General features: G+C 62.9%; 14 protein-coding genes. 6 read left to right on the forward strand and 8 right to left on the reverse strand.

Annotation, left to right across the window (positions count from 1 at the left end; all coding sequences use genetic code 11):
- Positions 1-100: 100 nt before the first annotated feature.
- The gene (locus DXD39_RS09695; RefSeq protein WP_233541168.1) at positions 101-979 is read right to left on the reverse strand and encodes a LysR family transcriptional regulator; all 879 of its coding nucleotides are present in this window, start codon (positions 977-979) and stop codon (positions 101-103) included.
- A gap of 233 nt (positions 980-1212) precedes the next feature.
- Between DXD39_RS09695 and DXD39_RS09700 the strand changes: the two genes are divergently transcribed.
- The 4 genes from DXD39_RS09700 (at position 1213) to DXD39_RS09715 (ending at position 7093) form a co-directional block, all read left to right on the forward strand.
- On the forward strand, positions 1213-2094 hold the full coding sequence (locus DXD39_RS09700) for an SDR family NAD(P)-dependent oxidoreductase (protein ID WP_117803936.1): 882 nt from the start codon (positions 1213-1215) through the stop codon (positions 2092-2094).
- Positions 2095-2158: 64 nt separating this feature from the next.
- Positions 2159-3415 carry an MFS transporter gene (locus tag DXD39_RS09705; protein WP_117803937.1) on the forward strand — a complete coding sequence of 419 codons (1257 nt, stop codon included), beginning with the start codon at positions 2159-2161 and terminating at the stop codon, positions 3413-3415.
- A gap of 69 nt (positions 3416-3484) precedes the next feature.
- Positions 3485-4525, forward strand: a complete 1041-nt coding sequence (locus DXD39_RS09710) for a Gfo/Idh/MocA family protein (protein WP_117803938.1) — start codon at positions 3485-3487, stop codon at positions 4523-4525.
- Between the two features lie 420 nt (positions 4526-4945).
- A complete protein-coding gene (locus DXD39_RS09715; protein WP_117803939.1) occupies positions 4946-7093 on the forward strand; it encodes a Tex family protein in 2148 nt (715 codons plus the stop codon).
- Between the two features lie 89 nt (positions 7094-7182).
- Here the strand turns inward: DXD39_RS09715 and DXD39_RS09720 are convergent, their stop codons facing one another.
- From DXD39_RS09720 to DXD39_RS09730, 3 genes are all read right to left on the reverse strand, one after another.
- Positions 7183-7989 carry a DUF6273 domain-containing protein gene (locus DXD39_RS09720; protein WP_055252545.1) on the reverse strand — a complete coding sequence of 269 codons (807 nt, stop codon included), beginning with the start codon at positions 7987-7989 and terminating at the stop codon, positions 7183-7185.
- A gap of 587 nt (positions 7990-8576) precedes the next feature.
- Positions 8577-9281, reverse strand: coding sequence for a transaldolase (locus DXD39_RS09725; protein ID WP_233541169.1), 705 nt, complete (start codon positions 9279-9281; stop codon positions 8577-8579).
- Between the two features lie 193 nt (positions 9282-9474).
- The gene (locus DXD39_RS09730; RefSeq protein WP_158565528.1) at positions 9475-10302 is read right to left on the reverse strand and encodes an HAD-IIB family hydrolase; all 828 of its coding nucleotides are present in this window, start codon (positions 10300-10302) and stop codon (positions 9475-9477) included.
- A 75-nt stretch (positions 10303-10377) separates the two neighbouring features.
- Between DXD39_RS09730 and rlmKL the strand changes: the two genes are divergently transcribed.
- On the forward strand, positions 10378-12945 hold the full coding sequence (gene rlmKL, locus DXD39_RS09735) for a bifunctional 23S rRNA (guanine(2069)-N(7))-methyltransferase RlmK/23S rRNA (guanine(2445)-N(2))-methyltransferase RlmL (protein WP_117803942.1): 2568 nt from the start codon (positions 10378-10380) through the stop codon (positions 12943-12945).
- 94 nt (positions 12946-13039) lie between these two features.
- Here the strand turns inward: rlmKL and DXD39_RS09740 are convergent, their stop codons facing one another.
- The 4 genes from DXD39_RS09740 to DXD39_RS09755 form a co-directional block, all read right to left on the reverse strand.
- Positions 13040-13753 carry a response regulator gene (locus tag DXD39_RS09740; protein ID WP_233541170.1) on the reverse strand — a complete coding sequence of 238 codons (714 nt, stop codon included), beginning with the start codon at positions 13751-13753 and terminating at the stop codon, positions 13040-13042.
- A gap of 4 nt (positions 13754-13757) precedes the next feature.
- Positions 13758-15383: an ATP-binding protein gene (locus DXD39_RS09745; protein WP_117803944.1), complete on the reverse strand. Its 1626-nt coding sequence runs from the start codon at positions 15381-15383 to the stop codon at positions 13758-13760.
- 136 nt (positions 15384-15519) lie between these two features.
- Complete coding sequence (locus tag DXD39_RS09750; protein WP_089573158.1) at positions 15520-17547, reverse strand: KUP/HAK/KT family potassium transporter; 2028 nt, start codon at positions 17545-17547, stop codon at positions 15520-15522.
- A 158-nt stretch (positions 17548-17705) separates the two neighbouring features.
- Complete coding sequence (locus DXD39_RS09755; RefSeq protein ID WP_117803945.1) at positions 17706-18578, reverse strand: nitroreductase family protein; 873 nt, start codon at positions 18576-18578, stop codon at positions 17706-17708.
- Between the two features lie 213 nt (positions 18579-18791).
- Between DXD39_RS09755 and DXD39_RS09760 the strand changes: the two genes are divergently transcribed.
- The gene (locus tag DXD39_RS09760; protein ID WP_117803946.1) at positions 18792-21092 is read left to right on the forward strand and encodes an LTA synthase family protein; all 2301 of its coding nucleotides are present in this window, start codon (positions 18792-18794) and stop codon (positions 21090-21092) included.
- Positions 21093-21196: the final 104 nt, after the last annotated feature.

Raw genomic sequence — 21196 nt, forward strand, 5'->3', positions numbered from 1 at the left:
GCCCCGGGGCACCCTCCTGCGCGCAATCAGCCCGTTGTTTAAAACGGAATAAAGGTTAGTGAGGCCCTGGCCGTTTGGCCAGGGCCTCGTTTTGTGTAAGCTAGTTGAGGAGTTGGGCCATGGCGTTGACGAATTTTTGGACTTGGAGGGTGGGCTCGAGCGGGTAGTGCAAGAAGACCGGCACCTCGCGGCCGCATAGGAACGGCACGCCCACAAAGGCCGGGTGCACACCCGACCATGCGCCGCAGGTGAGCACCGCGTCGCCCTTTTCCTCGGCTTCGTTAAAGAGCGCAAAGTCGAAGCTATCCACGTCGATCACGTCCACGCCGCCGTCGGCCAAAAGGTCGATGCGCAGGCTGTCCATGGCGTCGTTGCCGTGGCGCAGTACGCGCAGACGCATACCCTCCAAGTCGGCGATCGAAATACGGTTCTTGCGTGCCAGCGGGCTCGTGCGCGGCAGGTCGATATAAAACGGCACGTTGACAATGCGGAGCTTTTGGCAGGCATCACCCCAGCGTGGGGTAGAAAAACTCGACTGCACCACATCCACCTCGCGCCCCAGACTGCGCATGACGGTCTCGCGCTCATCGTAAAGGTCCCCCACCGGCACAATCTCAAAACGCAAGCGCGGCTCCATGTCGTGCACCTGCGGCCACAGCGCGAGCGTTTGGCGCCCCGGGCACATCATCGACACGCCCAGGCGCACGGCACCGCCATCGCCCGCCGCGCGTCGGGCACGGCGCAACGCGTCCTCGGACTGCCGCATGATCGAACGCGCGTCGTCCACCAGCAGTGCGCCGGCCGGCGTCACTTTGACGCCCGAGTGCGAGCGTTCGAACAGCGTGATGCCGAACTCGGCCTCGAAGCCCGAAACCTGCTTGACGAGCGCCGGGGTCGACACGCGCAATTTTGCCGCCGCACGCGAGAAACTTCCCAGCTCCGCGGCGGCCGAAATAGCGTCAAGTCGTCGATCGTACACGTCAATCTCCCGTTTTCGCACGCGCGGGCCCACAGCGCCGCAGGGGGTCGTTTTCGCAGGTCATGCGCTCAATTAAGCATAAACTGCATCGCACAGTGTAAACCTATGATTAACGCCATTCTAACAAATATGCAATTCACCTGCGCAAATGCAAAGCATACGATAACCAGCGAAAACCACGTGGGTCGGTTAATGGGAGCGACCCACCGGGAGGCACAAGAAGGGAAGTTCCTATGAGCAATTGGCTTAAGCTCGAGGGCGATGTTTGCGCCGTGACCGGCGCGCTCGGCGGTATGGGCGTCGAGATTTGCCGCGAGTTCGCCCGCAACGGCGCCAACGTCGTCATGCTCGACCTGGACGAGGAGAAGGTCAAGGCCGCTGCCGCCGACCTTGCTGCCGAGTTTGGCATCCACGCCGAGGGTTACAAGATGAACGCCACCGACGAGGCCGAGGTTCAGGCTGCCGTCGACGCCACCATCGCCGACTTCGGCCGTGTCGACGTCCTCGTCAACACCGCCGGCATCCTGCGCTTCGCCGCCATGGAGGACCTGCCGCTGAGCGACTGGGAGCAGGTGCTCAACGTCAACCTCACCGGCTACTTCATCACCTCGCAGCGCTTTGGTCGCGAGATGATCAAGGCCGGCCAGGGCCGCCTGGTTCACATCTCCACCGTCGCCAGTCACTCCCCCGAAACGTTCTCGGGCGTGTACAGCTCCACCAAGGCGGGCGTCAACATGATGTCCAAGATGCTGGCTGCCGAGTGGGGTCCCTACGGCGTGCGCTCCAACTGCGTCGAGCCCTGCTTCGTCAAGACCCCCATGTCGGCGAGCTTTTACGCCGACCCCGAGGTCGAGAAGAGCCGCAGCCGCCTCATCGCCACGCGCCGCATCGGCGAGGTCAGCGATATCGCCAACGCAGTCATGTTCCTGGCGTCCAAGCGCTCGGACTTTACCACCGGCGACGCCATCAAGGTCGATGGCGGCTTCTCCAATATGATGGGCGACCTCACCGCCAAGCCCGGCGGTCGCCGAGCCTTTGCCGACAACTACCTCAAGAACAAGGGTGTCGAGCTTTGGTCCGATGAGTCCGGCGTCGCAAAGCCGACTGACCAGTAAACCAGCCCAACAGGGAGGCTCGCGGTGACGCCCGCTCCTCCCCGCATCGATTAGAAAGAGTCCAATGGCTTCCACCAACTCCAACAAGGGTCGCGCCGTCGTGCTTTCCGCCGCGTGCGTCACCATGTTCTTCATCAGCTCCATCGCGCTGTACTCCGTCGTGTCCAAGAACCTGCTCGCCGTCTATCCCGAGTGGTCCAGCGCTCTTACCTGGGCCTTCCCGGTCTTTCAGACCATCATGGCCGTGACGGGCATCTTCGCCGGCCGCATCTCCGATAAGATCGGCCCGCGCAACGTCGTGATCGCCGCCGCCGTGTGCTACGGCCTGGGCTGGTTCATGTCCGGCACCGTTACCGAGCCGTGGCAGTTCTACCTGTGGTTCTCGCTCGTCGCCGCCATCGGCAATGGCCTGGGCTACAACCCGGCGCTCACCACCGGCCAAAAGTGGTTCATCGACAAGAAGGGCCTCGCCTCCGGCATCACCCTGGCCGCTTCGACCGCCGGCCCCGCCGTGCTGTCCCCGGTGCTCGCCTCGCTGCTCATCCCGAGTCTGGGCATCTTTGGCGCCCTCAAGGCACTCGGCGTCATCTTCTTTGTGATGATCGCTGCCTCCGCCCTGTTCCTGAAGGCCCCCGAGGCCGGCTGGCTGCCCGAGGGCTTCGAGGCCCCCAAGGGCGGCGCGCACGCCGGCACCTTCGGTGACCTCACCCCGGGCGAGATGGTCAAGACCCCGCGCTTCTGGGTCCTCATCGTCACCTTCGCCTTTGCTGCCACTGCAGGCACCCTGCTTGTGGGCAAGGTTGCCTCCATCGCCGCCGTCCAGCTCTTCGCCGACCCCACGAGCGCCGCGGCCGTCGCCCTCGGTGGCGTGGTGGTCTCCGTCAACACCTGCGCCAACCTGGTCGGCCGTCTGTCCTTTGGCCAGATCATCGACAAGCTCGGCGCCTACAAGTCGCTGCTCATCAGCCTTGTCGTCACCATCGTCGCGCTCGTCATCATGTCGATGAGCTTTACGCAGAGCATGTTCTTTGTGGCGCTCGCCCTGCTCGGCTTTAGCTTTGGCGCCCTGCTCGTCATCTACCCGCCGCTCACCGGTGGCGCCTTTGGTACCAGCAACATCGGCGTCAACTACGGCATCATGTTCTTGGGCTACGCCGCTTCTACCTGGATCAGCCAGCCCATCACCGCCGTGCTGTATCACGCCGAAGCCGGCAGCGCCGCCTACCAGCAGTCCTTCTATGGCGCCATCGTGATCGCCGCCATCGCCGTCGTGCTCACCGTCTACATGATGGTCTCCGACAGCAAGAAAAAGTCCGCCTAGTTTTATCGATGTGACAAAGGGACAGCCCCTTTGTCACATTCCACCAGCCACCAGTATTAAGGAGTCGAAATGTCTGAGCTCAACCCCGTCCGCATTGCCGTCATCGGCGCCGGCGCCATGGGCCGCAACCACATCCGCTTTGTCACCGAGGAGCCCGAGGCCGAGCTCGTCGCCATCGCCGACGCCTTTGAGGGCGCCCGTGCCACGGCCGAGGCCGCCGGCGTGCCGTTCTTTACCGATCCCGCCCAGATGATGGACGAGGTCAAGCCCGAGGCCGTCATCATCGCCACCCCCAACGACTTGCACCTGGGCGTTGCCCGCGAGGCCATCAAGCGCAACATCGTACCGCTGGTCGAAAAGCCGATCTCCAACGACCTGGAGGATGCCCAGGCCTTCGCCGCCGAGGCCGAGACCGCCGGCGTGCCCGTGCTCGTGGGTCAGCACCGTCGTCACAACCCCTTCGTCAACAAGGCCAAGGAAATCATCGAGTCCGGCGAGCTGGGCAAGCTCACCGTGTCGAGCTTCCACTACATGATCTATAAGAATGACGAGTACTTTGACGTCGAGTGGCGCCGCAAGAAGGGTGCCGGCCCGATCCTGGTCAACCTGGTGCACGACGTCGACCTGCTCCGCTACCTGCTGGGCGAGCCCGTTGCCGTCCAGGGCATGCAGTCCAGCGCCGCCCGCGGTTTTGAGACCGAGGACTCCGCCGTGGTCAACGTCCGTTTTGCCGATGGCGCGCTCGCAAGCATGACCATCTCCGACGCCACCGCCAGCCCCTGGAACTGGGAGGCAACCGCTCGCGAGGATCCGCAGTATCGCCCCTTCGACGCCGATGCCTACTTTATTGGCGGTACCAAGGGCGCCCTTTCGCTACCCCGCCTGCACCAGTTCTCCTACGACGGTGCCTCCAACTGGCACAAGCCGCTGCAGATGGAGGTCCCGGCTGTGGACCCGGCGCTGCCGCACAAGATGCAGCTCAAGCACTTTGTGAAGGTCGTCCGCCGCGAGGTCAAGCCCGTCGTGACCCCCGCCGACAACGTCAAGACGCTCACGCTTCTCAACGCCATCAAGGAGGCCGCCGAGACCGGCCAGCTCGTCGAGCTGTAATGCCTTGAGAGCGGCCGCGGCAGAAACCCCATGCCGAGTCCCTCGGTCCGCCACAAATAAGCCCCTCTTCTTTGCCCCGCGAGCAGCCTCCTGCCCGCGGGGCATTTTGCTACGTTGCCAATGATTTTTCTGGGACGGGGGACTTTTTGCACCTCAGCTTGATTCGTTCGCCACGAAATGTGCCCATCTACTACGTTTAACCAATCACCCTCATCCATACCGAATTTCGCGAAATAAAAACCGCAGGTAGACGGGTTGCGCATTTTCGGAAAACCAGGGGATGGTCGACCCACACGGTTCAAACGTAGTAGATAGGCCGCTTTCGTGGTTCCGCGCCAAAACGGTCTTTTTTGAGCGAAGTGGCAGGTGGTATCCTTGGTAGCTCCGCGCTGCAAACGCACCTCAAACGCAAGGAGTCCCATGGATCTTATCGCCCAGCTCGCGCGCGAGCTCAACCTTAAGGCCGCCAACGTCGAGGCAGCCGTCAAGCTCATCGACGAGGGCAACACCATCCCCTTTATCTCGCGCTACCGCAAGGAAGCAACGGGCGGCATGGACGACGTTGCCCTGCGCGCGCTCGACGAGCGCCTGTCCTACCTGCGCAATCTTGAACAGCGTAAAGAGGACGTCATCCTGCTCATCGACGCCCAGGGCAAACTCACGCCCGAGCTCGAGCAGCAGATTCGCGAGGCCACACAGCTCCAGCGCGTCGAAGACCTCTACAAGCCCTACCGTAAAAAGCGCATGACCCGCGCGCAGAAGGCCCGCGAGGCAGGTCTGGAGCCGCTTGCCAACATGGTCATCATGCAGGCCTCGGCCAAGGGCAGCGCGCTCGACGCCGCCGCGGCATACGTCAACGAGGAGGCCGGCTTCGACACGCCCGAGAAGGCGCTCGCTGGCGCCGCTGACATCGTGGCCGAGACGGTAGCCGAGGACCCCGAGAACGTCGCCGACGTGCGCGCCTTTACGCAAAACACCGCCGACATCGTCGTCGAGGCAACCGACCCCGCCGAGAAGACCCCCTACGAGCCCTACTACAGCTATGACGAGCCGTTGCGCCGTATACCCAACCACCGCGTGCTGGCTATCGACCGCGGTGAGCGCGAGGGCAAGCTCCGCGTGCGCGTGAACGTCGACGGCGTTGCCGCCACGGCGCGCCTCAGCAGCCGTTGGCCCCGACGCCAGGGCGTGTTTGCTCCCATCTTCGATGCCGCCATCGCCGACGGCTACAAACGCCTCATGGCTCCCTCGCTGGAGCGCGAGGCCCGCGCCAAACTCACCGTTCGCGCCCAGACCGAGGCCATCAACGTCTTTGCCAAGAATCTCGAGGGCCTGCTCTCGGCGCGCCCCGTGCGCGGCGCCCGCGTACTCGCGCTCGACCCGGGCTACCGCACCGGCTGCAAGGTCGCCGTCATGGACGAGACCGGCAAGCTGCTCGACCACGGCGTGGTCTACCCCACCAAGCCGCGCCACGACGTCGCCGGCACCAAGCGCGAGCTCGCCCGCCTCGTCAAAAAGGACGGCGTCAACACCATCGTCATCGGCAACGGCACCGCCAGCCGCGAGACCGAGGAAGTCGTCTCGGAGTTCATTGCCGAGCAGGCGTCCAGCCTTCGCTACACCATCGTTAACGAGGCCGGCGCGTCGGTGTACTCCGCCTCCGAGCTCGCCAGCCAGGAATATCCTGACCTGGACGTCACCGTACGTGGCGCCATGAGCTTGGGCCGTCGCCTGCAGGACCCGCTGGCAGAGCTCGTCAAGATTCCGCCCCAGTCCATCGGCGTGGGCCAGTACCAACACGACCTTGACCAGGCCGAGCTCTCGCGCACCCTGGGCCACGTGGTGGAGGACGTCGTCAACCGCGTGGGCGTCGACGTCAACACCGCGAGCGCAAGCCTGCTGGGATACGTATCGGGCATCACGCCGAGCGTGGCAAAGAACATCGTGGCGTACCGCGAGGAAAACGGCGCCTTTACCGATCGCCGCCAGCTTAAGAAGGTCCCCAAACTTGGACCCAAGGCATATCTCAACGCCGCGGGCTTTTTGCGCATCAGCGGCGGTAAGAACCCGCTCGACGCGACAAGCGTCCACCCCGAGAGCTACGAGGTGGCCACGGCCGTCCTGGAGCGGGCCGGCGTTGCGGCAAGCGAGCTCAGCCGCGGCGGCGTGCCCGACATCGAGCGCCGTCTGGGCAGCATTTCGGCACTGGCAAGCGACCTGGACTGTGGCACCCTGACGCTCATCGACATTGTCAACGAGCTCAAGAAGCCCGGTCGCGACCCGCGCGACGACGCGCCCGAGGTGGTCTTTAGCCGCTCGGCACTTTCTATTGACGACCTGGAGCCCGGCATGGAGCTCAAGGGCACGGTGCGCAACGTCGTCGACTTTGGCGCCTTCGTCGACGTGGGCGTGCACCAGGACGGCCTCGTGCACATCTCCAAGCTGGCCAGCCGCTTCGTCAAGCACCCCAGCGACGTGGTGCGCGTCGGCGACACGGTGAAGGTATGGGTAGAAAAGGTCGATCGCGACCGCAAAAAGATCTCCCTCACCATGGTGCAGGGGAAGTAGAGCGCACAAAACATGCCACGAGCAGAGGGCCCGAACGTCTCAACGGACGTCCGGGCCCTCTTTTAGATATAGGTTAGAAGATTATTAGATTACAGATTAACCCATAAAGCGGGGCGAACGGCGAGGTCGAGGAAGGACAGGTGGTAGCCGCTGGAGACCACGTGGCCGTCCGCATTGACGCCGGCCGCGAGGTACGAGCCGTCACCCGGCGAGCGAAGCCACCAGATACACGGGCCGTTATCATCCAATGTCCAAGCACCGTTGCTCACGGCCTGCTGGGTCGGCATGCAGATGCGATCGTTGTCGGACTTGAAATATTTATTTGCCTCGTCGACAGAAAGCAGCGTAGGAGCGCCGTTAATCTCTTTCATCTCATCGCCCGTAAAGGCCTGGGAAGCGAAAACGTTCTCGAGCCATTTCTTGAGGTCTGAGGAGTTCCAGTCGTTGACGTCATCCTCATCCGCATTGAACGCATGGACATCAAGGGCCTTCTGGCTTACGACAAAGGCACGGTTGCCCTCGACCGCCAGGACGCGCCACTCAATGGGTTCCTTGCCGTTCGAGGTGTTGCCGTCTTGCTCGTAGGAGCCGAACTCAACCACGTCGCCCACCTGGCAGCCCTTGAAGGGGTTCTTGTTGAACGCGGGGACGACGACGAAGACGGCGATCAGCACAACGACGATGAAGGTGGCGGCGGCGCCGGCAATGAGGAGGGGCAGGGCATTCTTGCCGCCGGTCGCGGCAGGTTGCTGTACCCGGGCGACCCGTGGCGCGGGCGTATAGGCGTTCGCCGCCCGCGGCGCGGGCATGCCGGCGTTCGCGGCGAGCGGCGTGCCGCATGCGCCGCAGAACCTGGCCTCGTCAATGTTCTTGGTACCGCACTTGGGGCAGAACATGGAATCTCCTTCCTTTCGCTTTTCACACGTTAAGGCTAGGCCCAAGGCAACCAAACTTGTTGCGCAACATGTCCCGAAGGCGAAAAGTCCTGCGCGAGCGGAGGCACGGCCCCGCTGTCGTCGTCCACTCGCCCACGTCGGCAGCAAAAAGGCACCGCCCCATCAAAGAGACAGCACCGATCTGGGCTCGTGCGGTGCGAGTAAACCGCCCAAAGCAAGGGCCCCCCCCTCTCGCGACGTGCAAAATCGCGAGTATTCTGCAATTTCCGCCGCTCTGAACGCCCCACAGAGACAATAACGTCAAAAACAGCCCCCGTTTTAGCGTCGTCAGAGCCAAAACGGGGGCTGTTCCGTGCTTCAGCTAGCTGGTAAAAGCCTTTACCTTGCTGAATACTCTCAATTTTGCACGGCGCAGGCGGGGGTACCTTTGTCCACGGCAGAATATGGAAGCCAATCACCAACCTACCGGCAAGATCGTGTCGGCAGCCCCGGCCTTTCCTTTGCCTAGCGCGACCCTCGCAAAGCGCGTGAGCGATAGGGAAAGGAAAGGCCGGGGCGAACAACCCGCGGCGCAGCCAGTGTTCGCGTTACGGCAGGATATGGAAACCGAGCGCGGCGATATCCTTGGCAAAGCCGCGAACGGTGTCGAGCGAAACCTCGTACGGATCGCGGCCGATGTTCTTGCGCTTGGCCAGGATGCTGTTGGGCACCGTGATGATCTGGCAACCGCATCCTTCCGCCTGGTAAATATTGATAAGCTCACGCGTGGACGCCCACAGGACCTCGCAGTTGGGCTTGACGGCGGCCTTCTTGACCGACTCCGTCATAAATGGAATAGGATCGACGCCGGTGTCGGCGATACGGCCGGCAAAGAGCGAGATGATGGACGGCGTCTCGGCGTCAACGGCCTCGACCATCTCATCGACCTGCTCGGGCGTAAAAATGGTGGTGACGTTGGCCTTGATGCCGTCGGCCGAAAGCTTGCGGACCAGCTCGGCGGTGGACTCGCCCTTGGTGGTCACGCATGGAATCTTGACGTAGACGTTCTCGGCCCAGGTGGCGATCTCGCGCGCCTCGACCTCCATGGTCTCGACGTCGTCGGCAAAGACCTCAAACGACACGGATACATCGGTGATGTGGGCCAGGACCTCCTTGGCAAACGCGCGGTAATCCGTCACGCCGCCCTTCTTCATAAGGGACGGGTTGGTCGTGAAACCCTGAACGTTGCCGTTCTCGTACATGTCGAGCATGCCCTCGAGGTTTGCACCGTCAGCGAACACCTTGATTGCCATCTGCCTGATTCCTTTCGTTAGCATACGGCCGATAAACTGCTAAACACTTTACCTATGTTTATCAAGGCGTGAGCTGCGGGTTTTTATCTTCTCGGCGAACGGTATAAACACCTCAGTGTTTGGATTGATAAATCGATTGAGCATGCAAAAGCAAAGAGTCACAGTTTGAGCAAACGTCAGAAGGCGAGATTTATTAGATGAGGCCGAAATGCTGCATCGCTGTGACGGTGCCATCGTGTGCGACATCGTCGGTCACGTAGTCGGCGAGCGCCTTGACCTCGGGCATGGCGTTGCCCATGGCCACGGCCGTCTCGACGGCAGTGAGCATGCCCAGGTCGTTGCCCGAATCGCCAAAGCCAAAGGTGCGCGCATTTCCCTCGCGGCCCAGATACTCCAGCGCTCGCGCCACACCCACGCCCTTGTCGATACCCTTGGGGCTCAGCTCGCGGTTCTGGCCGCCGGTATTGCACAGCTCAAAGTTGCGATCGATAAAGCCATCGTCGTTGGCTACGCGAGCCAGGTCGCTCGCGTTAATGCACACCTTGCCTACGCGCAAGCGGCCATCGATCCGCATTTCCTCGGCGCTATGCACCACAGAGGTGCCGATCAAAGACGACTGTTCAACGCCCGCGGGCTCCAGCGCAAAGGTCGCAGCATTGGCCTCGAAAAAGGCCTCGAATCCTGCCGCAACAATGCGACGCGCAAGCTCCTCGACAATACCCTCGTCAATGCAATCCTCGTGCACCACACGCCCCTCGACCTCGAGCGTGGCGCCCGCCATGGCAACGACGCCCGCGGGGTCGAGCGCACGCAAGCTGTCCGCGATGAGCCACAGGGGACGACCCGTGCAGATAAACGCCTTGTGCCCTGCGTCGCGCAGACGATGAAACGCCTCGATCGCCGTCTGCGAAGGGCGAACCGCCGAAAAGTCCTTATCGGTCATATCGTCGGGATCGAACGACGTCAGCGTGCCGTCCACGTCAAAAAAGAGCACGGCGGATTCGGGGCACGCATCAATCATATGGGTTCCTTTCGGGGGCGAGAGCAAACGAAGCATCCATCATATAATGGAGCGACGCAACCAGAGAGGTCACCCATGGAATTTTACGCAAGCTGCCCCGAGGGCTTTGAATCCGCACTCGCCGACGAGCTCAAGTGGCTCGGGCTTTCGCATGTCCGCCGCCTGAAGGGCCGCGCTACGTTTGAGGGCGAGCTCGAAGAAGGCTACCGTGCCTGCCTGTGGTCGCGCCTGGCCAGCCGCGTGTTTGTGGTGCTTGGGCGCTTTGAGGCGCAGGATGCCGATGAGTTGTACGACGGCGTTTACGACATTGCCTGGGAAAACATCGTCCGCGCCGGCGCCACCATTGCCATCACTGCCCGTGGTGTGACCGAGCAGCTGCGCAACACGCGCTTCTCGGCCCTGCGCGCCAAGGACGCATTGTGCGACCGCCTCGCCGAGACCACGGGCCGTCGCGCCGATGTCGATGCCGCCGACCCCGATGTCCACCTGCTGCTTTCGTTGCGTCAGCGCCGCGCGAGTATAAGCCTGGACCTTTCGGGCGACCCGCTATTCAAGCGCCTGCCGCCCGCCGCGACTCGAGCCGGCGAGGGCGCGCACGTGCTGCGCCCCGACTACGCCGCCCTGGTGCTTTCGCAGGTCGGCTGGACCGCGCTATGCGAGCGCGAGCTGACGGCCGACGATTACGAGAACGAGGCTCTGCCCACGCTGGTCGACGCCTCGTGCGCCGGCGGCGGTCTGCTGCTGGAGGCCGTGAACATTCTGACCGACCGCGCCCCGGGCGCCGCACGCGGGCGCTGGGGCTTTGAGGGCTGGCAGCTGCACGACGCCGCTCTGTGGGAGCAGCTGCTCGCCGAGGCACGCGAACGCGAGGCGGCGGCGCGCGAGCGCCAGGCGCGCATCGTGGCCGTGGACATCGACCCCGCCGCCCGCAAGACCGCCGAGCGCATGGTCAAGTGCGCCGGCTACAAGCGCTTTGTCGATTTTTGCGCCGCTAAGCCCGCCACCGTGCTGGACCATGCGGGTGCTGTCGCCGGCGTTGCCGTGGTCGCAGACACCACCGAGACGCCGCTTTCGCTCATGCACGACGCCATGACGCTGGTCGGCGAGCTGCGCCGCGCGCCCGAGCTCGCTACCGCACCGGTCGCCGCGCTCACTCGCGACGGCTTGCTGGCCCGCGCGCTCCACGCCGAGCCCGCGCGCTCCATCGCCGTCATGCCCAACAACGAAGAGGCGACCGTCGAAGTCTGGCCTTCGCTCGACCACGCCGCCGCAGCGTTTGAGGCTGCGACCAGTGCGGATACCGAGGCCGAGGTTGCGGATGCCAACGAAGTCAACGACAAAGCTGCCGCTTCCGCCATGCCCGAACCTGCCGCCACGCTCGACCTGGGCGACGGCAAGCCGCTGCCCGTGCTCATCCCCGAGTCCGGGCAGTTCGCCAACCGCCTGCGCAAGAATGCCCGTCTGCGCCGCAAGTGGGCCAAGCGCGAGGGCGTGAGCTGCTACCGCGTCTACGATGCCGACCTGCCCGATTACTCCGCCGCCATCGACCTGTACGAGGGCTGCCCGCAGACACCGGGCCGTTGGCTCGTCATCGCCGAATACGCCGCACCCAAGACCATCGACCCGGCGCTGGCCCAGGCCCGCATGCTCGATATCTTGGCCATCGCGCCGCGCATCCTGGATGTTCCGGCCGAGCACGTGCACGCCAAGGCACGCATGCGTTCGCGCGGCGGCTCGCAGTACGGCAAGCAGGGCGCCGGCAAGGGCGGCTCGGGCGAGCGCGCCAACATCGCGCGCCGTCGCCTGCCGCTCATCGAGGAAGGCGGTCTTACCTTTGCCGTCAACTTTGACGACTACCTGGACGTGGGCATCTTCTTGGACCACCGCGTCACGCGCGATCTGGTGCGCGAGCACGCCAAGCAGGCACGCCGCTTCCTCAACCTGTTCGCCTACACCGGCACCGCTACCTGCTATGCGGCCGACGGCGGCGTCGAGGAAACCGTGACGGTCGACCTCTCCAACACCTACCTGGACTGGGCCGAGCGCAACATGCGCCAGAACGGCTTTGTGGGATCGCAACACCACTTTGTGCGCGACGACGTGCTCGCCTGGATTCGCGACCAGCGCCAGACGCGCAACCGCTGGGACCTGATCTTTGTCGATCCGCCCACGTTTTCGAACTCGTCCAAGATGGGCCGCCGCACCTGGGATGTTCAGCGCGACCATGTTGAGCTTTTGGCCGGCGTATCGCGCCTGCTCGCACAGGGCGGCCATGCCATCTTTAGCTGCAACCTGCGAGGCTTCCGCCCCGAGACACGCAAGCTCGCACGCGCGGGCGTGGTGCTACAGGACATAACGGCGCAGACCATCCCCGAGGACTTCGCACGCAACCAGAAGGTGCACCATTGCTATATCGTGCGCCGCCTGCCCATCGAGGACGCCATGGCCGAGGTCGGCTTTAGCGCCGAGGAAATTGCCGAGCGAACCGAGGAGCTGCGCAACCCCGAGGCCCGCAAGCCCCGTGCGGCAGTACCCGCGCACGCGCAGGCCGGCAACGGCAAGTCCAACTTTGCCGGCAAACCCTCCCCCGCCGGCAAGCCCAAAAAGAAGAAGTTCTACGCCAGCAAGCCTAAGGGCAGATAACAAAGTTGCGGTGGAATACGGACTGTTTTGCCTGGAATTAGGCAAATTTAGACCGTATTTCACCGCAACTCATATTGGGATGGTGGTTGGCGATCTAGCCTTGGGTGACTAGGCGGTAGCCAATGCCTACATGGGTTTGGATGTAACGCGGATGCGCGGGGTCGGACTCGATCTTCTTGCGCAGCGTGCCCATAAAGACGCGTAGGCTCGCCAGGTCGCTCTTAGTCGCCGTGCCCCAAATCTCGTGCAGGATAAACTGGTGCGTCAGCACCTTGTCGGCGTTGTGTGCCAGCAGGCATAGGAGTTTGTACTCGATCGGCGTCAGATGCAGCTCCTCGCCATCCATCGTGGCGATGCCGGCATCAAAATCGATATGCAGCTCGCCGGTATCGAACGATCCCGCAGAGGCAACGCCGCCCGTTTGCGCATACGAAAGGCGCCTGAGCGTCGTGCGAATGCGCGCGAGCAGCTCCTCGACCGAAAACGGCTTGGTCAGGTAGTCGTCGGCGCCGGCATCGAGCGCGCGGATCTTGTCCGCGTCCTCGCTGCGTGCCGAGACCACGATGATCGGCATGCCCGACCACGCGCGCACCGACTCCACCACCTTGACGCCGTCCATATCGGGCAGGCCCAGATCGAGCAGCACAATGCTCGGCGCCTGCGACGAGGCGGCGGCAATGGCGGCATGGGCGGTCTCCACGGCCATATGGCGCAAGCCGTGTGCCTCGAGCGCGGCAACGATAAGGTTGCGGACGGCGGGATCGTCCTCAACGACCAAGATGAGCGGTTTTGCGGCAGAGTTCGGCACGGCGCTACTCCTTATCAAACGAAACATCGGCGGCGGGAAGCTCAATCGTAAAGACCGAACCGTGTGGATCCGCCGCGGCAACCTCTATGCTACCGCCATGTGCCAACATAATGGAGCGGCACAGGGATAGTCCCAAGCCCACACTGCGGCAGCTGTCGGCCAGGCCATGGTTGGCGGTGTAGAACGACTCAAAGATGCGCTCGCGGTCCTCGGGCGCAATGCCCGGGCCGTCGTCGGCGACCGAACACCTCACGCACCCGCCGTCGACGCTAATCGAAATCACGATATGCGAGCCCGCGGGCGTGTAGGTAATGGCGTTGTTCACCAGGTTTACCACCAGCTGCACCATCAGGCGCGCATCGACGTTGACGAGCGCCGGCTCATCGCACGCCACCACCTTAAGGTCGTGCTCGCGCACGGCCGGGTTTACGTGGCGCAGCGCCTCCTCGACGATATCGTCCATAAGCTCGAGCGTAGTCGACAGATGCATGCCGCCGCCCTCGAGCTTGGTGATGGCGAGCAGATTCTCGACGGTAGCGTTGAGCCATTGCGCGTCCGAGCGAATGGATAGGAGCATGCCGCGGCGCGTCTGGTCGTCAAGCACGGCCGTGCCGGTCGAGCCCTGGTCGAGCAGCACGTCGGCATTACCCGAAATGCTGGTAAGCGGCGTGCGCAGATCGTGCGAGATGGAGCGCAGCAAGTTGGCACGCAGCTGCTCGTTTTTAGCGAGCACCGCCGCTTCCTCGCGGGCCTCCATGGCGCGGGCGCGATCGAGCGCCAGCTCGCCTTCGCTCACGATGGCATCGGCAAGCGTCCGCTCCTCGGGCGTCAGCGCATCGGGCTCGGCGACAATGGCGAGCACCCCCACCACCGAGTCGGGATCACCCGCGCGCACCATGGTGTCGCCCGAGTGCACGGTCAGGTATATGCCAAAGAACGCCGAGCCGCCATAGGTGGCATCGAGCGGCGTTCCCACATAGGCGGATGCCGAGAGCCGTGGCGGCATCTGGGGCGCTAGCTGGTGCACCGGCGCGGCATCGCCCACGGCCGTGTACATCGTGCGCGGCAGCAGGTCATCGTCTTCCGGATCGGCGCTATACCACACGACCGGACAGTCCGAAAGACGCGCCAGTTGCGTTGCCATAGCATGCACAATCTGTTGCTGATCGCCGCACCGCTGCAGCATGCGGTTGGTCTCGAGCACCATCTGCGTGCGACGGTCGCTGGCGGCAGCCTGCGCCAAGGCGCGGCGCAGGGCCAGCGCAATCGAGCTCGACACGAGCGAGACCACAAACATGATAAAGAACATGCCGGGATAGACGCGGTCGATGAGCGACAACGAGTAGCGCGGGTCGACAAACAAATAGTTGTAGAGCGCCACGGCAGCAGCCGAGCTCAGCAGGCAATACAGGCGGCTCCAGGTAAAGAATGCGCACAGCTGCACGGCGAACACATAGACGATCATGATGCTCGGCGCGAGTCCCGGATGGTCGAGCAGCGCGCCCACAATCGTCGCCGCGGCCAGCAGCCCCGCCGATACGCAGGCGTCATACAGAGGGCTGCGACGCGTCAGCGTTGTGCGCCGCCACCAAAAGTTCTCGGCAATATCGCCGTCCGCATGGACGTCCATCAGCGCCCCGCCCCTCTCTCAAAAACAAAAACCACCACAAAGGGGACAGGCACCTTTGTGGTGGTGGCCTCCTTGTGGTGGTTTCAAGTGTATAGCCTTTGCAGCCCGCAGTCGCTAGACAAACAGCAGACGTCGACTACGGGCGCTCGTCGGGAGCCAGGCGCTGCATCTTGCTCACGGCCTTAAACTTGGTGAACAGCGGCACGTACTCAAAGCTCACGTTGGAGTTCTCCAGGCCGTACCAGCGCGCGGGGGTGCCGGCAGCGCGGCGGATGATGTACTTGAGCGTGATGGCCGTACGCTCGCTGGGCTCCACGTCGCTTTCGGGCGCCAGCAGCTTGCGGATCATGACGAACTTAAACGTACCGATGTTGCCCGGATCCTTGTAGACCGAGTAGTCGTGCGTCTGCGCCGGCAGCTCGCCGCTGGCAGCCAGGTCCTGAACAACCTGGCGCAGGTAAGCATTGACGCGCTGGTTGATCTTATAGCCCAGGTACAGATGCACGCGGAATACGTAGTCGGTGCCGAACGTCTCGACCGAGTAGGCAAAGGTATGCGGCTCGTCCATGGTCTCGACGTTCACGAACCACCAGGCACGAGCGCGCTTGGGGTGCTTGTCCAAAATCGAGTAGACGATATCGCGGTCGATATAGTCGGTGTTGGTGTCCTTGGTCAGGTACACGATGTTGTCGCTCACGAGCTCGTAGCGATCGTCGTCGCGCAGGCGCTTGAGCTGCGGCAGATAGCTGCGCAGCGGCAGCAGCGTAAACTGGCGCTGCTCAACCGCCGTGCCGTTGTACCAGCACACCATGATGCCCATGATGAGCGCGGCCATAAGGATGGTGAAATAGCCGCCGTGGAAGAACTTGGTGAGCGAGCTCACAAAGAAGAAGCCCTCGAGCATAAGGAAGAAGGCGGCAAAGATCCACGGCGCGACCTTGAGATTGCGCTCCACGTGCAGATAGAAGAAGAGCAGCATTGTCGTGCACATCATGGTCAGGGTAATGGCCAGGCCGTACGCGGCCTCCATGTGCGCCGAGTTCTGGAACAGCAGCACCACGACGACGCAGCCCACGAGCATGACGTTGTTGACCATGGGGATGTAGAGCTGGCCCTTGGTCTCGGCAGGATAGAAGACCTGCATATGCGGCATGAGGTCCAGGCGGCTGGCCTCGGACACCAGCGAGAATGCGCCGGTGATGAGCGCCTGCGAGGCGATGATGGCCGCGACGGTGGAAAGGCCGACGGCAAAGGGGCGCAGACCCGGGGCGAGCATCTGGTAGAAGGGGTTGAGGTCGGCGATACCCATGAGCTCCGGGTTGCCGGCGTTGTTGATAAGCCACGCGCCCTGGCCCATGTAGGACAGCAGCAGGCAGCACTTAACGAACGGCCAGGTGGCGTAGATGTTGCCGCGGCCCACATGGCCCATGTCGGAGTAGAGCGCCTCGGCACCGGTGGTGGCAAGGAAGCAGCTGCCCAGAATCATGATGCCCGCGTGGTTGTTGGGGCTCAGCAGAAAAGCGATGCCACGCAACGGGTTGAGGCACAGCAGCACCGCGGGATACTGGCAGACAAAGAACAGGCCCGTGCCGCCCAGGAACAAAAACCACAGCGTCATGATGGGGCCGAAGGCGTGACCGATCTTGGCCGTGCCGATGCGCTGCACCAAGAAGAGCGCGATGATGATGGCAAGCGTGATGGCGACGACACGACCCTGGTCGTCACCGAGCACGGCATGGACCGCCGGGATGGTGCGCAGGCCCTCGATGGCCGTGGTGACGGTAACGGCAGGCGTCAGGATGCCGTCGGCGAGGAGCGCCGCGCCGCCCAGCATGGCGGGGATGATGAGCCACTTGCCGCAGCGCTTGACCAGGCTGTACAGGGCAAAGATGCCGCCCTCGCCGTGGTTGTCGGCGCGCAGCGAGATCAGCACGTACTTGACGGTCGTCAGCAACGTGACCGTCCACACGACAAGGGAGAGCGCGCCGAGCACGAACTCCTGCGTGACGCTTCCGATGCCGCCGTTGCCAGCAACGAGCGCCTTGGTTACATACATGGGGCTGGTGCCGATATCGCCATACACCACGCCCAGCGTGACGAGCATCGCCGAGATGCTCACAGGAATCGCAGCGTGCGAGGCTACTTCCTTTGCCTTTTGTTCCATAAGCCGGTTTCCTCCCAATTTTAACGTTCGACGGGATTATAGGTAATCAGCCCATATTTTAATGGCACCGTTTTCCCAGCTAGATAAACATTTATGCGGCCTTTAGGCCACCGCGGCGATATGGAATGTGACAAAGGGACGCCCCTTTGTCACATTCGTCATTTTCCGAGCCAGTTTTTGAACCACCACTCCATGGAGCGGCTCATCTCGGTCATAAAGGGACTGGTGTGCTTGCGTGTGTAGATATCCACCACGCGCTCGCCCACCTCGCGGGCGTGCGGGCGAAACATCGCATCCATCTCGGCCACCTGCGCATCCATCGTCGCGGCGTCGGCGCGACAATAACGCTCCTCGTGCACCAGGTTCACCACGGGATGCGCGATTGCCGGGCGCTCCTTACGGGGCGTGCCGATGATGAGCATCGACAGCGGCATGGTATAGGCAGGCAAGTCCAGCAGTGCGGCAACTTCCTCGGCGTTCTCGACGATATCGCCGATATAGCAGCTCCCCAGCCCCAGGGCCTCGGCGGCAACCACGGCGTTTTGGGCGGCGATCACGGCGTCCTGGGCCGCGATGGCAAAGTCGCCCAAACCCGGCGCACGACGGGGCGACTTGCCCGTGCGCTCGACAAACTCGGGCTCAAAGCAACCCACATGCTCAAACAGATCGATCCACTTGGCATAGTCGACTACAAATATGAGTGCCCAGGGCGCCTTGGCGATCATGGGCTGATGATCGCACAGGTCGGCCAGGCGGTCCAATGTGGCCTGCTCACGAATGCTCACGATGGAATACATCATCATGGCGCCTGCCGACGGCGCACGGCTCGCCGCATGCAGAATCGCCGCCCGCTGTTCGTCGGTCACCGCCACGGGACGGTCATCGTCATCACGCGCGAAGGCACGCGTAGACGAGCGATGCTCCAAGATGTCCAGCACCGCGTTGCCCGTAGTCTCGACCGGATAGCCGTATGTATCCACGACCGCAGCTCCGTCGCTGCCCATGTCCGCCTTGCAAACCTGCTCGCTCATCGCCCTACCCTCGCCATTTCTTTAAGAAGCCTTTACGTTTCCGTGTAATTCCCGTCCATTATCGCGCAGGTCGCCGCTACATTGCGCAACACCGCCACGCACGCGCGTTATTATGGCTGGTTGTTGTGCGCAGTCACCAAATGCAGCGCATATCTTGGTAACAATCGGGTAAACCCCCGCTTTCGTAGGTTTTAGTTTGTGAGGAGTCTCAGCATGTTCGCTGCCGCCATCTCGCTCGTCGGTCTTGCGGCGACCGTCTACCTTGTCTTGCGCGAGGCCAAGGCCATTCGCGCTCAGTCGGGCACCGTTGCCAAAAGCGCTCTTGGATGGAGCGTCGCCTTCGGCCTGTTCCAGCTCTTTTTGACCATTTGGGGCGCCATTGGCCTCGTCGCCCAAAACGAGCCGCTCGCCTTTGTGATGCTCATCCTGACCAATGCCATCCTCACCGGCTGCGCTTGGGCCAGCATCGCCCGCGACCGTATCGCCCCGCGCGTCTTTGCGTTTGCCTCCGCCGACGCCCCCGCACCCACCGGCAAGCTCGCCCGCCTGCGCGGCGCCTTTGTAGGCAAGCCCCTCGTCGCCGCCGTGCTGTGCCTGCTGCTCGCCGGCGTCTTTGCGCTGCTGGGCATGGAGGTCTCGTCCAACCACGACTTTACCTGGGTCTACCCCCTGTGCATCCTGCTCGAGTGGGCCATTATCACCGTGCTCATGACCGGCTTGTTCTTCCTATTCCAGCGCCACGGCGCAGCTCCCGCGGTCCTGGCCTTTGCCCTCTTTGTCCTGGGCATTGCCGAGTTCTTCGTCATCACGTTTAAATCCATGCCCATCCAGCCGGGCGACCTTTCGGCCATCTCCACCGCCGCCGCGGTCGCCGGCAACGGCTACACCTTCTCCATCTCGCTGTTCTGCGTGCTGTCCATGGGCTTTGCCGCCATCGCCATGCTGCTATGCGAGTACGCCGGCATCGTGGCGCCGCATCGCCAGAAGGGCGCCCTCAATGCCAAGCGTATGCTGCTCACCAACCTGCTCGTCGCTGTGCTGTGTCTGGGCGGCGTGACCGCACATGTCACGCTCATCGACTACTACAACACTCTCGGCATCACCGTCTACACCTGGCGTCCGCTCGAGAGCTACTGGCGCGAGGGCTACCTGCCTGCCTTTATTAGTGCGGCGCAGTCCATCAAGCCGCCCAAACCCGCCGGCTACTCCGTCGACGATGCCAAGGCCACGCTCAAAAAGTACGCCAAGGCCTACGACAAGTCCGACGCGGCCAAGAGCGACGAGCGCGCCGCCGCAAAGGAGCAGTTCGACAGCGAGAAGCCCACGGTCATCGCCATCATGAACGAGACCTTCTCGGATCTGTCAATCTACCAGAACATGCGCGCCGGCTACGAGGGCCCGCAGTACTTTAAGAGCCTGTCCAACTGCCTCAGCCGTGGCAAGCTCTACGTGAGTGCCTACGGCGGCGGCACCGCCAATACCGAGTTTGAGTTTATGACCGGCAACTCCATGGCCAACCTGGGTTCGGGCGTGTACCCCTACACCATCTACAACATGGAGACGACCGGGAACCTGGCAGAGCAGTTCAAATCGCTCGGCTATTCCACCACGGCCATGCACCCCAACCACGCCACCAACTGGAACCGCGAGAACGTCTATAAGGACTTTGGCTTTGACCAGTTCCTGTCCATCAACGATTTCCAGGGCGCCGATACCCTGCGCGGCATGGTGACCGACCAGGCTACCTACGACAAGATTCTGGAGCTGCTCGACCAGAACGCCGACCCGCAGTTCATCTTCGATGTGACCATGCAGAACCACTCGGGCTACGACACGGGCCTGCTGCCGGCAGATAAGCAGATGCACCTCAACATCGACACGACCGATCTGGATGCCAAGACCGTCGAGGACGGCACGCTGTCCGATGTCGACGAGTACGTCTCGTGCATCGAGCAGTCCGACCAGGCGCTGCGCTACTTCCTCAACGCCTTGAGCAGGCTTGACCGCAAGGTGGTCGTGGTGTTCTGGGGCGACCATCAGCCGTTCTTCCCGTCCAAGTTCAACGATAAGTGGTTTACCGACGAGGACGACGCCACGCATCAGGAGCGCTTGTGGCAGACTGACTACATCATCTGGGCTAACTACGACGTTGCCGGTTGCGACCAGACGAGTGAGGTCGACGACCTGTCCACCAACTACCTGTCCACCCAGCTGATGCAGCTGATCGGCGCACCGCTGACCGACTACCAGAAGGCGCATATGACGCTGCGCGAGTCGCTGCCCGCCATCAACTCCGTGGGCTACGAGGACGCCAGCCTGCGCTGGGCGCTCTCCTCCAACGTCACCGGTGACGACGCCGCTGCCGCAGCCGCCACCAAGGCGCGCGAGGATTACGCCAAGATGCAGTATTACGAGATGTTCCGCGACGGCAAGAACGTGTACACCGAGCACTTCCAGACCGAGGCCAACGAGACCGACCCCAACCTGGCGCCGGGTACGACGAAGATCAAGTAACAGGGTCGGGGGCCCGAATCGGCGGCAGGCGGAGGCGCGGGAAAGGTCTGCTGCTCAAACAGTCCTGCGCAAGACGGGGGCCACATTAAGTGGCCCCCTTTGCG

Origin of the sequence: Collinsella sp. TM04-29 (assembly GCF_003466565.1) — a bacterium.
Lineage (GTDB): Bacteria > Actinomycetota > Coriobacteriia > Coriobacteriales > Coriobacteriaceae > Collinsella.